This is a genomic window from Pseudomonas sp. B5(2017) (assembly GCF_002112825.1).
Taxonomy (GTDB): domain Bacteria; phylum Pseudomonadota; class Gammaproteobacteria; order Pseudomonadales; family Pseudomonadaceae; genus Aquipseudomonas; species Aquipseudomonas putida_Z.
This window is the reverse complement of record NZ_NEIR01000008.1, coordinates 139,892-151,785: the sequence shown is the minus strand read 5'-3', so window position 1 is coordinate 151,785 and position 11,894 is coordinate 139,892. Positions and strand designations below refer to the sequence as shown.

The window sequence follows — 11,894 nt, the reverse complement described above, 5'->3', positions numbered from 1 at the left end:
CTGTAGGAGCGGCCTTGTGTCGCGATGGGCTGCAAAGCAGCCCCGGAAAAATCATCCGTTACATTTCTACTCGGGACCGCATGCCCAGTAGCAGTGTATTCAAACCACCTGATAAATCTGCCAGTAGACATCCGCAAGCTTGTGAAAAATACTTTTACCACTTGTAACCCTTTGGAACACACACATGCGTTCAGCAACGCCCCAATCAAAACGGAAAAAATTCTTTTTCCAAGATAACCAATTGACTTGTGAAGCAAGTGACAGCCCACGTCGCCTATTGTGGGCCAATGGCATTACACTAGCGGAACTAGACATCTCGAAAAAAGCCAGCCAAATTCTGCAATCCGACAATGCAAACACTGCTTTGCGCAGTATTCCAGAAGGTTTGCCACAAAACTATTCGCCCTATGGATTTCTCCAAACAACTCCATTAGCACATCTTGTCGCATTCAGCGGGCAGCGACTCGATACAATGCTGCAATGTTATGCACTTGGCAATGGACGCCGATTCTATAGTCCCAGATCAAGACGATTTCTCCAGAGTGATAATCAATCTCCGTTCCGTAAAGGTGGACCTAATGGATACAGCTATTGCCAGAACGACCCCATCAATCGGCATGACCCAAATGGACAATGGTGGCAATGGTTGAAGCGGGGAGTAAATTGGCTGGCCGGTAAGCTTCCAACATATTCTGTAGATAGACCACAGTTACGCACCGGAAACCAAACCTTACAAAGCCCCAACGTTAATATAAGAATTCATACCACTGAACAAGCACCATCACCGGATTCATTTCACGTTTCACTAAATATCCGTGACATCGAGTTTGCCGCGAGAATAGGAAACAGAGTCATTAATAGTGCCACAGTACTAGAACCATTGTCTAATGCGGCCGTCAGACAGTTAAACCATGCAGCCGCTGGACTTGCAGTGGCCTATACTACCGACCGTGTAACGAATAGTATTTTTGGCGAACCCAATACGGCTCTCGCTGTAACCGCCGAGCTCGGAACTCTAGCTTATCTCGATAGACGCCTAATCAGTGATACTGCATCAGCCATTCGAAATGTATATTTCCGATAGCACCATAATGCTTCAACCGCCATTGAATTAGCTTTTGCAATCCAAGGGTGCTGTCGAGCAAATTGGAGCAGCGCCGTGGTCTTGTGACGCGCCTCTTCCAAGGATGTATTGCTCAGCGAAAAATAGTTCCGCGACATGGGCCACGGAAAGGCTTCAGGCTGTGACTGTGGTGATCCAGCGTACTGATGGCGGCGAGATTGGGACTGTCTGACCGTTCTAGGCATAGGGGCCGCAAAGCAGCCCCGGCAATCTCAAGCCCTACCACACCATCGGCTCGCGGCTGCGCACCCGCACCTGCTGCGCCGGTACCCGGGCATGCCATTGCACCACCCCCAGCGCCTCCACCTGGAACTCACTGCGTATCACCCGCCCCTCCTCCGCGAACGACAGCTGCAACAGGAAATACCCGCTGTTCAGCAGCAGCCCTTCGCTCAAGCGCTCGAAGGTTTCGTCATCCACCGCCCCCAGGGCCTGGCGTAGCGCAGTTGCATCCACATACCCCGACGCCGGCCGGCCGCTGATGATGCGGCTGAGCAACGAGCGCGGATAGCGCCCTTCATACAGCGCCTCCAGCAATGGCAGATGCTCCAGCCCAAGGGCATTGGCATTCAGCCGCCAGCCGGTGGTCTGCGGTAAGGCGCACAGCATCGGGTAGCGGCCCTGGCGGCTGGCGTCCGGCTCCAGTAGCAGGTTCAGCTCGCTGGTATCGAGCATTGGCTGGTTGGCCGCCAGGCGCGGTGGTTGCTGGCGCAGGTACTGGGCGCTCTCGGCGCCCTGCAGGCGGGTATCGCTGTCGGCATCCAGCCAGTCGGCCAGGGCATCGACCAGGCGCTCGGCAGCCATGTCGTCGCCCAGCAGGTAACGCAGCTGGCGCGCAGCACGCTCGCCGTCAGCGCCAAGCAGCGCATTGACGTTGAAACAGGTGTGCTGGTCGCGCACCCGCAACTGCGCCTCGCCGGCGCCAAAATCGTAGTTCAACGGCTGCCCGCGCAACGCCTGCCAGAACAGCGGGCTAAGCCGCCAGCTGGGGTCACGCAGGGCCTGCTCGGCATAGGCCAGGCCGGCCTGCTCCATCGCTCGCGCCTGCACCCGCTGGTGCAACAGGCGCACATCATCGACCTGGCGCCGGCCATCTTCAACCAGCCAGGCCATGCCCGCCGCCAGCATCGCCAGCACCACCATCACCATCAGCAGGGCCGCGCCCTGCTGTTGCCTGCCACCCATCCTTGCCTGCCTCTGTCGCCGAATAAAGACGCCAGTCAACACGCCGGGTGTTGCAGGTAGATGGCAGCGACCGTTCGTCATGTGTACGTCATCTGCGCGAGGCAGGATTGTCTTTCCTTTTCATGACCTTACAGGAGTGGTCGCAATGGGTGGCATTGGAATCTGGCAACTGGTGATCGTACTGCTGATCGTATTCCTGCTGTTTGGTACCAAGCGCCTCAAGGGCCTGGGCAGCGATGTGGGCGAGGCGATCCAGGGTTTTCGCAAGTCCATGGGCGGTGACACTGACGCCACTCCCCCAGCGCATACGCAGGTGCAGCAACCGTGCCCGCTGACCGGTCAGGGTACGCAGCAACCGCAAGCGGACCGTCAGCCCTGATGTTCGAGGTAGGCTTCAGCGAGTTGCTGCTGGTCGGCATCGTCGCGCTGTTGGTTCTAGGCCCGGAGCGCCTGCCGGTGGCGGCACGCACCCTCGGGCGCGGCCTGGGCCAGGCGCACAGGGCCATGCACGCCTTGCGCAGGCAGGTGGAGCGGGAGATCGAACTGCCCGCTGTCGAGCTACCCACTCTCGACAGTGCGCCTTTGCAGCGCCTGGAACAGGAGATCCGCCAAGGCATCAGCCTGAACGCGGAGCCGGCCAATGATGCGGCCACGGTCGCTCCCCCCAAGGAAAACCTTTCATGAGCATTGCCATGGACCCGGCGGCGACCATGCCGCTGACCGAACACCTGCGCGACCTGCGCAAACGCCTGGTGCGTTGCCTGGCGCTGGTGGCGCTGGTGTTCGCCGGGCTGTTCCCCTTCGCCCAGACGCTGTACACGCTGATTTCCGAACCGCTGCGGCGCTTCTTGCCGGAAGGCGCGAGCATGATCGCCACCAGCGTCACTTCGCCGTTCCTGACACCGTTCAAGCTGACCGCGATGTGCGCAGTGTTCGTCGCCATGCCGCTGCTGCTGCACCAGGCCTGGGGCTTTCTGGCGCCGGGGCTGTACCGCCGTGAACGGCGCGTTGCCCTGCCGTTGCTGGTGTCGAGCATCGTGCTGTTCTATGCCGGCATGGCCTTCGCATTCTTCCTGGTGTTCCCGATGATGTTCGGCTTCTTTGCCAGCGTGACACCAGAGGGCGTGGCGATGATGACCGATATCAGCCAGTACCTGGACTTTATCCTGGCGCTGTTTCTGGCGTTCGGGCTGGCGTTCGAGATCCCGGTAGCGACGTTTATCGTGGTCTGGGTGGGGTTGGCCGATGTGGCTACGTTGCGACGCAGCAGGCCCTACGTGATCGTCGGCTGCTTTGTGGTGGGGATGATCCTGACGCCGCCGGATGTGTTTTCGCAGACGATGCTGGCGGTGCCGATGTGGGTGCTGTTCGAGGTGGGGTTGCTGGCTTGTGGGTGGTTGAAGCGGCCTGGGCAGGGCAAGGAGATTGTGGCTGGATTGTAGTGCCTCTTCGCGGGTAAACCCGCTCCCACAGGGATCGCACAATATCCGAGGGTTGTGCGATCCCTGTGGGAGCGGGCTTGCCCGCGAATAGCCTTGATGCGGTCTAGAACTCGGCGAGCCGCCAGACTTCGTAGGCTGGCGTCTCGTACGGGTGGGCCTGCTTGAGTGCAGCGACGACCTGGGCAATCAGGTCGTCAGCCACCACCAGCTCCACCTTCCACTCCTCCACCACCTCGACCTGGCCGGTTTGCCCGAGGAACGGCTGGCTGCCGTCCAGCGGGCGGAACTGGCCCTGGCCCAGCGTCTGCCAGGCGCAGTGGTCATAGTCACCGATGCGCCCGCCACCCGCGGCGAACACAGCGGCCTTGACCACTTCGACGTGGCTGGCGGGGACGAAGAAGGCGAGCTTGTACACGCCTTAGTTCACCCACACCCGTGCGTTACGGAACATACGCATCAGCGCGGCATCTTCCTGCCACTCATCCGGGCGCCAGGAGTTCTGCACGGCACGGAACACACGCTCCGGGTGCGGCATCATGATGGTCACGCGGCCGTCGCGGCTGGTGAGGCCGGTGATACCACGCGGCGAGCCGTTCGGGTTGGCCGGGTAGGCTTCGGTGACCTTGCCGTGGTTGTCGACGTAGCGCAGGGCCACGCAACCGGACAGATCGGCTGCCAGCAGTGCTTCTTCGCTGGCGAACTCGGCATGGCCTTCACCGTGGGCGATGGCGATCGGCATGCGCGAACCGGCCATGCCCTGCAGGAAGATCGAGTTGGACTTCTGCACTTCGACCATGGCCACACGCGCTTCGAACTGCTCCGAGCGGTTGCGCACGAAGTGCGGCCAGTGCTCGGTGCCCGGGATCAGCTCGTGCAGGTTGGACATCATCTGGCAACCGTTGCACACGCCCAGGGCGAAGCTGTCGGTACGCTCGAAGAAGGCCTGGAAGGCGTCACGGGCGCGGCTGTTGAACAGCGCCGACTTGGCCCAGCCTTCACCGGCACCCAGCACGTCGCCGTAGGAGAAGCCACCGCAGGCGACCAGGCCCTTGAAGGCTTCGAAGTCGACACGGCCAGCGAGGATGTCGCTCATGTGCACGTCGATGGCGGCGAAGCCGGCACGGTCGAAGGCGGCTGCCATCTCGACCTGGCCGTTGACGCCCTGCTCGCGCAGGATGGCCACTTGCGGGCGCACACCCTTCTTGATGTACGGCGCGGCGATGTCGTCGTTGACATCGAAGCCCAGCTTGACCGACAGGCCCGGGTTGTCTTCCTCGAGCAGCAGGTCGAATTCCTGGTCAGCGCAGTCGGCGTTGTCACGCAGGCGCTGGATCTGGTAGCTGGTCTCGGCCCACTGGCGCTGCAGCATGCGGCGGTCGTCGTCGAACAGCACTTCGCCGTTCAGGCTGATGGACACTTCACCGTTGTTGACCGGCTTGCCGATCACCGCTACGCAGCCTTCACCCAGGCCAGCGGCGCTGAACTGTGCCAGTACGTCGGGGGTGGCATCCTGGCGAACCTGGATGACCGCGCCCAGCTCTTCGTTGAAGAGGATGGCCGGCACGTCGCCCTTGCTGTCGGTCAGCGGGTCGAGGTGCAGGTCGAGGCCGCAGTGGCCGGCGAAGGCCATTTCCAGCACGGTGGTGACCAGGCCGCCGTCGGAGCGGTCGTGGTAGGCCAGCAGGTGGCCATCTTCGTTCAGGCCCTGGATCACGGCGAAGAACGCCTTCAGGTCTTCGGCGTCGTCGACGTCCGGTGCCTGGGCAGCGATCTTGCCGTAGGTCTGTGCCAGGATCGAGGCGCCCATGCGGTTCTTGCCGCGGCCCAGGTCGATCAGGATCAGGTCGGTCTCGCCCTTGTCCATGCGCAGTTGCGGGGTCAGGGTCTTGCGGATGTCGGTGACCGGGGCGAAGCCGGTGATGATCAGCGACATTGGCGAGGTAACGCTCTTCTCGACGCCCTCGTCGCTCCACTTGGTCTTCATCGACATCGAGTCTTTGCCGACCGGAATGGTAATGCCCAGCTCCGGGCAAAGCTCCATGCCGACAGCCTTGACGGTGTCGTACAGGCGGGCGTCTTCACCTGGGTGGCCGGCGGCAGACATCCAGTTGGCCGACAGCTTGATGTCGGACAGCTTCTCGATGCGCGAGGCAGCCAGGTTGGTCAGTGTCTCACCAATTGCCATGCGGCCGGACGCCGGGGCGTCCAGCAGAGCCAGCGGGGTACGCTCGCCCATGGCCATGGCTTCACCGGTGTAGACGTCGAAGCTGGTGGCGGTGACGGCGCAGTCGGCCACCGGTACCTGCCACGGGCCGACCATCTGGTCACGAGCTACCAGGCCGGTGATGGTGCGGTCGCCAATGGTGATCAGGAAGCTCTTGCTGGCCACGGCCGGGTGGCTGAGGACGCGCTGAACGGCGTTGTCCAGGTCCAGCTTGCTCGGGTCGAAGTCATCGCCCAGCTCGGCTTCGCGGGTAACCGAACGGTGCATGCGTGGCGGCTTGCCCAGCAGTACGTCGAGCGGCATGTCTACCGGCGTGTTGCCGAAGTGGCTGTCGCTTACGGTCAGGTGTTGCTCTTCAGTCGCTTCACCCACTACGGCAAACGGGCAACGCTCACGCTCGCAGATTGCCTTGAAGCGCTCGAAGTCGACGGCGCTGACCGCCAGCACGTAACGCTCCTGCGATTCGTTGCTCCAGATTTCGTGCGGGGCCATGCCCGGCTCGTCGTTGGGCACGTTGCGCAGTTCGAAGCGGCCACCACGGCCACCGTCGTTGACCAGCTCAGGGAAGGCGTTGGAGATACCGCCGGCGCCAACGTCGTGGATGAAGGCGATCGGGTTGTTGTCGCCCAGCTGCCAGCAGCGGTCGATAACCTCTTGGCAACGGCGCTCCATTTCCGGGTTTTCGCGCTGTACCGAAGCGAAGTCCAGGTCAGCCGAGCTGGCACCGGTAGCCACCGACGAAGCGGCGCCGCCGCCCAGGCCGATCAGCATGGCCGGGCCACCGAGCACGATCAGCTTGGCGCCGACGGTGATCTCGCCCTTCTGCACGTGGTCTTCACGGATGTTGCCCATGCCACCGGCCAGCATGATCGGCTTGTGGTAGCCGCGCACTTCTTCACCGTGCGGGGTGTTGATGGCCTGCTCGAAGGTACGGAAGTAGCCGGTCAGCGCCGGGCGACCGAATTCGTTGTTGAACGCAGCGCCACCCAGTGGGCCTTCGATCATGATGTCGAGGGCGTCGACGATGCGCTCAGGCTTGCCGTAGGCCTGCTCCCACGGCTGTTCGAAGCCCGGGATACGCAGGTTGGACACGGTGAAGCCGGTCAGGCCAGCCTTGGGCTTGGCGCCACGGCCGGTCGCACCTTCGTCGCGGATTTCGCCGCCGGAGCCGGTGGAGGCGCCGGAGAACGGGGCGATGGCGGTCGGGTGGTTGTGCGTCTCGACCTTCATCAGGATGTGCACCGGCTCCTGCACCGCGCCGTACTGGCGGGTTTCAGGGTTCGGGAAGAAACGGCCGGCAACGTTGCCGACGATCACCGAGGCGTTGTCCTTGTACGCAGACAGCACACCTTCGTTGTGCATCTGGTAGGTGTTCTTGATCATGCCGAACAGGCTCTTTTCCTGAGCCTGGCCGTCGATGTCCCAACTGGCGTTGAAGATCTTGTGGCGGCAGTGCTCGGAGTTGGCCTGGGCGAACATCATCAGTTCGATGTCGTTCGGGTTGCGCTTGAGGCCCTGGAAGGCGTTGACCAGGTAGTCGATCTCGTCTTCGGCCAGGGCCAGGCCCAGGTCGATGTTGGCCTTGGCCAGGGCGTCACGGCCACCGGCGAGGATGTCCACCGAGGTCATCGGCTTGGGCTGGGCATGGCTGAACAGGTCAGCGGCCTGTTCCAGCTGGCCGAGCACGCGCTGAGTCATGCGGTCGTGCAGCTCGGCCGCGATCAGTTCGGCGTCGGCTTCGCTCAGGTTGCCGGCAACGTAGTAAGCGATACCGCGCTCCAGGCGCTGGATCGACTGCAGGCCGCAGTTGTGGGCGATGTCACTGGCCTTGCTGGCCCACGGCGAAATGGTGCCCAGGCGCGGCACGACCAGGAACAGGCGGCCGCTCGGCTCCTGTACCGGCACGCTCGGGCCGTACTTGAGCAGACGCCCCAGCACCTGCTGCTGGTCGGCGGTCAGCTCGCCGTCGACATCGGCGAAGTGGGCAAATTCGGCATACAAACCAGTAACAGCGGGGACTTTCTGGCTCAGTTGCTCGAGTAATTTACCGTGGCGAAAGGCAGAAAGGGCAGGAGCGCCGCGCAGGATCAACATCGTCGGGACAGCCTCAGGAAGGGGTGTGCTTAGAGGCCGTGCATTCTAGCCTAATTCGAAGGGTTTCGGCACCCGCTCTAAGCCACGCCTGCCGGGCGGCGGAACCGGACTTGCGGGTCAAAAAAATACACCTGCCTCGCTCGCCTTGTAGGAGCGGCCTTGTGTCGCGATGGGGCGCGCAGCGGCCCCAGGGATATCTGCGGCAGAGCTTAAAATCTGGGGGCCGCTGCGCGCCCCATCGCGACACAAGGCCGCTCCTACAAGGGGACTAGGCCGCCATTGCACATAAAGCGCTACCAGACAAGCTAACAGTTGTCGAGATATGGTTGGGCCAGTCCTTTGCGTATACTGCAACCTATGTTCGCCCACACTGCTTTGCGCCAGCGTTGCGCCAGATGGCTTTTCGCAACCGGACTCTTTCTGCTGCTCGGTGCCTGCGTTGAAAAACCCAGCACCCTCGAGCGCGTGAAGGAGGATGGCGTGCTGCGCGTGATCACCCGCAACAGCCCGGCCACCTACTTCCAGGACCGCAACGGCGAAACCGGCTTCGAGTACGAGCTGGTCCAGCATTTCGCCGAGGATCTCGGCGTAAAGCTGCAGATCGAGACCGCCGACAACCTCGACGAGCTGTACGACAGCCTCGGCAAGCCCTCCGGCCCGGTGCTGGCAGCGGCCGGCCTGGTCACCAGCGAACGGCGCAAGGCCCAGGTCAGGTACTCCCACCCTTACCTGGAAGTGACCCCACAGGTCATCTACCGCAACGGCCGCACGCGCCCCACCAACGCCAAGGGCCTGGTCGGCAAGAAGATCATGGTGCTCAAGGGCAGCAGCCACGCCGACCAGCTGGCCGAGCTGAAAAAGCAGTACCCGGGCCTGGAATACGAAGAATCCGACGCCGTCGAGGTGGTCGACCTGCTGCGCATGGTCGACGAAGGCCAGATCGACCTGACCCTGGTCGACTCCAACGAGCTGGCGATGAACCAGGTGTACTTCCCCAACGTGCGGGTTGCCTTCGACCTGGGCGACACCCGCGACCAGCGCTGGGCGGTGGCGGCCGGTGAAGACAACAGCCTGCTCAACGAGGTCAACGAGTTCCTCGACAAGGCACAGAAGAACGGCACCCTGCAACGCCTGAAGGACCGCTACTACGGCCATGTCGACGTACTGGGCTATGTGGGTGCCTACACCTTCGCCCAGCACCTGCAGCAGCGCCTGCCCAAGTACGAGAAGCACTTCAAGAGCTACGCCAAGGTCGAGCAGGTGGACTGGCGCCTGCTGGCCGCCATCGGCTACCAGGAATCGATGTGGCAGCCCGAAGTCACCTCCAAGACCGGCGTGCGCGGCCTGATGATGCTGACCCAGCGCACCGCCCAGGCGATGGGCGTGTCCAACCGCCTGGACCCGAAGCAGAGCATCCAGGGCGGCGCCAAGTACTTCATGAAGATCAAGGAAGAGCTCGACGACAGCATCCAGGAACCGGACCGCACCTGGTTCGCCCTGGCCGCCTACAACGTCGGCACCGGCCACCTGGAAGACGCCCGCACCCTGGCCAAGCGCGAGAAGCTCAACCCGAACAAGTGGCTGGACGTGAAGAAGATGCTGCCGCGGCTTTCGCAGAAGCAGTGGTATCGGCAGACCAAATACGGTTATGCACGTGGCGGCGAGCCGGTGCATTTCGTGGCCAACATCCGTCGCTACTACGACATCCTCACCTGGGTGACCCAGCCGCAGCTCGAAGGCCAGGTGGCCGAGGGCAGCCTGCATGTGCCCGGGGTGAACAAGGACAAGCCGGCGGAGCAGTCGCCGCCGATGTAGGCCTGCACCGGCCTCTTCGCGGGTGAACCCGCTCCCACAGGTACATCACAGGTTTTAAGGATAGTGGTATTCCTGTTGGAGCGGGTTTACCCGCGAAGGGGCCGGAACAGGTCAAGACTTGGCCCGGCGGGCCTTGAAGAAGTCACTGAGGATCTGCCCGCACTCCTCCGCCAGCACCCCGCCCTCCACCATAACCCGGTGGTTCAGGAAGCCCTGCCCGAAGAACTGCCCCTGGCTCTGCACGATCCCCGCCTTGGGCTCCAGCGCGCCGTACACCACCCGCATCACCCGCGAATGCACGATCAACCCCGCACACATGCTGCACGGTTCCAGGGTCACATACAGGGTGCTGCCGGGCAGCCGGTAGTTGCTGGCGGATTTCGCCGCCGCGCGAATGGCCACCATCTCGGCGTGCGCACTGGGGTCACTGTCGATGATCGGCCGATTGAAGCCCTGCCCGATCACCTGCCCATGCTGCACCAGTACCGCGCCCACCGGCACCTCGCCCATGGCCGCGCCTTCGGCGGCCAGGGCCAGGGCCAGGCGCATGAATTCCTGATCGCGGCTGCGATCGATGATCTGCGGGCGCATCAGACCACCGCGATCGCGGCCATCAGGCCGGTTTCCATGTGGTCGATGACGTGGCAGTGGAACATCCAGGTGCCCGGGTTATCCGCCACCAGCGCCACCTGGGCGCGCTCGTTCTTGCCCAGCAGGTAGGTATCGGTGAACCACGGCTCCTTGATGTCGTGGCGGTTGGAGCCGATCACCTTGAAGCTCATGCCGTGCAGGTGGATCGGGTGCTGGTACTGGGTCATGTTCTTCAGCTCGAAGATGTAGCTCTTGCCCTTCTTCAGCGTGGCAATCGGCCGCTCGGCGCAAGTCTTGTCGGTGATATCCCAGGCCTGGCCGTTGATCTGCCACATGCTCGACGGCCTGTCCTGGTCCGTAGTGACCGAGACTTTCGCCGCCCATTCGAAATTGAAGTTGAGCTTTTCGGCATTCTCCAGGTCCGGCTCGGCGATCGGGTTGGGCGGTAGCGCCGGCGGCCAGTCGCTCGGCGCGTCGTTGCTGACCACCGAACGCAGGGTGCCCAGGCGCACGAAACCGTCGCGCAGGGAGATCTCCTCCCCCGCCTCGGGTATACGAATAGCCAGGCAGATACGCATACCTGGGCCGAGCCAGTAGTCATCGTCCAATGGGCGCGGGGTTACCGGGTTGCCGTCCAGAGCATAGATTCTTGCCTCGCAGTTGCCCTTGAGGTTGATGCGGTAGGTCCAGGTGTTGTCCAGGTTCAGCAGACGCACCCGCACCACCTGGCCGGCTGGCAGCTCGGTGACCGAATCGGCCTGGCCATTGATGGTGATCAGGCGCCCGGCGGTGCCGTTGCGCGCCGCCTCACGCGGGATGCTGAACGGCAACCAGGCGCCCTGCTCGTCCACGTGCCAGTTCTTCAGGCTGAGCGTGCGCTCATGCTGGAAGCCGGTCGGCTCGCGCTCCTCGACGATCAGCGGGCCGACCAGGCCACGGCCCAGCTCTTCGGAGCTACTGACGTGCGGGTGGTACCAGTAGCTGCCGGCATCCGGCACACGGAACTTGTAGTCGAAATACTCGCCCGGCTTGACCGGCAGCTGCGACACATAGGGCACGCCGTCCATTTCCAGCGGCAGGCGGATACCGTGCCAGTGGATGGTGGTTTCGACCGGCAGGTGGTTGATGAAGCGCACCCGCAGCCAGGTACCCTGGCGCACGCGTAGTTCGGTACCCGGTGCGGACGGGCCGAAGGCCCAGGCCTCGGTCTTGTGCCCAGGCACCAGTTCGACGTCCAAGGGCGCTGCGATCAGCTCGTAGTCATGGCCGGCATTGTCGTCTTCGACCTTGCCCAGCCAGTAACGCGCCGCGCCACCGGCGCCCAGGCCAACCACAACCAGGCCGGTCAGGCCCTTGAGCATTTGTCGACGGGTGAAGGACATCGGTGCGGGTACCTCGTGTTCTGCGCAATCAAGCTGCC

10 protein-coding genes are annotated in these 11,894 nt (G+C 62.9%); 5 read left to right on the top strand and 5 right to left on the bottom strand.

Annotation, left to right across the window (positions count from 1 at the left end):
• The first annotated feature begins 184 nt into the window (after positions 1–184).
• Complete coding sequence (locus CAG00_RS14235; protein WP_139657443.1) at positions 185–1,084, top strand: RHS repeat-associated core domain-containing protein; 900 nt, start codon at positions 185–187, stop codon at positions 1,082–1,084.
• 258 nt (positions 1,085–1,342) lie between these two features.
• Here CAG00_RS14235 and gspK read toward each other — a convergent pair whose 3' ends face one another.
• On the bottom strand, positions 1,343–2,308 hold the full coding sequence (gene gspK, locus CAG00_RS14230; RefSeq protein ID WP_085664546.1) for a type II secretion system minor pseudopilin GspK: 966 nt from the start codon (positions 2,306–2,308) through the stop codon (positions 1,343–1,345).
• 145 nt (positions 2,309–2,453) lie between these two features.
• Here gspK and tatA point away from each other — a divergent pair, with 145 nt between their 5' ends.
• The 3 genes from tatA to tatC are packed head-to-tail and all read left to right on the top strand — an operon-like array spanning position 2,454 to position 3,750.
• The gene (tatA, locus tag CAG00_RS14225; protein WP_085664545.1) at positions 2,454–2,687 is read left to right on the top strand and encodes a twin-arginine translocase TatA/TatE family subunit; all 234 of its coding nucleotides are present in this window, start codon (positions 2,454–2,456) and stop codon (positions 2,685–2,687) included.
• Positions 2,687–2,992, top strand: a complete 306-nt coding sequence (gene tatB / locus CAG00_RS14220) for a Sec-independent protein translocase protein TatB (protein WP_085664544.1) — start codon at positions 2,687–2,689, stop codon at positions 2,990–2,992. The genes tatA and tatB overlap by 1 nt, the downstream gene beginning before the upstream one ends.
• Entirely contained in the window at positions 2,989–3,750 is a 762-nt protein-coding gene (gene tatC, locus CAG00_RS14215) for a twin-arginine translocase subunit TatC (RefSeq protein WP_085664543.1), read from the top strand. The genes tatB and tatC overlap by 4 nt, the downstream gene beginning before the upstream one ends.
• 103 nt (positions 3,751–3,853) lie before the next feature.
• On the opposite strand, the gene CAG00_RS14210 is transcribed toward tatC, so the two are convergent.
• Both CAG00_RS14210 and purL read right to left on the bottom strand, forming a co-directional pair.
• Positions 3,854–4,165 carry an NGG1p interacting factor NIF3 gene (locus CAG00_RS14210; protein WP_085664542.1) on the bottom strand — a complete coding sequence of 104 codons (312 nt, stop codon included), beginning with the start codon at positions 4,163–4,165 and terminating at the stop codon, positions 3,854–3,856.
• Positions 4,166–4,168: 3 nt separating this feature from the next.
• Positions 4,169–8,068: a phosphoribosylformylglycinamidine synthase gene (purL, locus tag CAG00_RS14205; RefSeq protein WP_075043917.1), complete on the bottom strand. Its 3,900-nt coding sequence runs from the start codon at positions 8,066–8,068 to the stop codon at positions 4,169–4,171.
• A 357-nt stretch (positions 8,069–8,425) separates the two neighbouring features.
• On the opposite strand from purL, the gene mltF reads away from it, so the two are divergent.
• Positions 8,426–9,883 carry a membrane-bound lytic murein transglycosylase MltF gene (mltF, locus tag CAG00_RS14200; RefSeq protein WP_013971158.1) on the top strand — a complete coding sequence of 486 codons (1,458 nt, stop codon included), beginning with the start codon at positions 8,426–8,428 and terminating at the stop codon, positions 9,881–9,883.
• 111 nt (positions 9,884–9,994) lie between these two features.
• Here mltF and tadA read toward each other — a convergent pair whose 3' ends face one another.
• Both tadA and CAG00_RS14190 read right to left on the bottom strand, forming a co-directional pair.
• On the bottom strand, positions 9,995–10,474 hold the full coding sequence (tadA, locus tag CAG00_RS14195; RefSeq protein ID WP_063911428.1) for a tRNA adenosine(34) deaminase TadA: 480 nt from the start codon (positions 10,472–10,474) through the stop codon (positions 9,995–9,997).
• Positions 10,474–11,856 carry a multicopper oxidase family protein gene (locus CAG00_RS14190; RefSeq protein WP_085664541.1) on the bottom strand — a complete coding sequence of 461 codons (1,383 nt, stop codon included), beginning with the start codon at positions 11,854–11,856 and terminating at the stop codon, positions 10,474–10,476. The genes tadA and CAG00_RS14190 overlap by 1 nt, the downstream gene beginning before the upstream one ends.
• Between the last annotated feature and the right edge of the window lie 38 nt (positions 11,857–11,894).

Coding starts and splice junctions, on each gene's coding strand:
- gspK (WP_085664546.1), bottom strand. CDS start 2,308: ATGGGTGGCAGGCAACAGCAGGGCGCGGCCCTGCTGATGGTGATGGTG.
- tatA (WP_085664545.1), top strand. CDS start 2,454: ATGGGTGGCATTGGAATCTGGCAACTGGTGATCGTACTGCTGATCGTA.
- CAG00_RS14190 (WP_085664541.1), bottom strand. CDS start 11,856: ATGTCCTTCACCCGTCGACAAATGCTCAAGGGCCTGACCGGCCTGGTT.
- CAG00_RS14235 (WP_139657443.1), top strand. CDS start 185: ATGCGTTCAGCAACGCCCCAATCAAAACGGAAAAAATTCTTTTTCCAA.
- tadA (WP_063911428.1), bottom strand. CDS start 10,474: ATGCGCCCGCAGATCATCGATCGCAGCCGCGATCAGGAATTCATGCGC.
- mltF (WP_013971158.1), top strand. CDS start 8,426: ATGTTCGCCCACACTGCTTTGCGCCAGCGTTGCGCCAGATGGCTTTTC.
- tatB (WP_085664544.1), top strand. CDS start 2,687: ATGTTCGAGGTAGGCTTCAGCGAGTTGCTGCTGGTCGGCATCGTCGCG.
- tatC (WP_085664543.1), top strand. CDS start 2,989: ATGAGCATTGCCATGGACCCGGCGGCGACCATGCCGCTGACCGAACAC.
- purL (WP_075043917.1), bottom strand. CDS start 8,068: ATGTTGATCCTGCGCGGCGCTCCTGCCCTTTCTGCCTTTCGCCACGGT.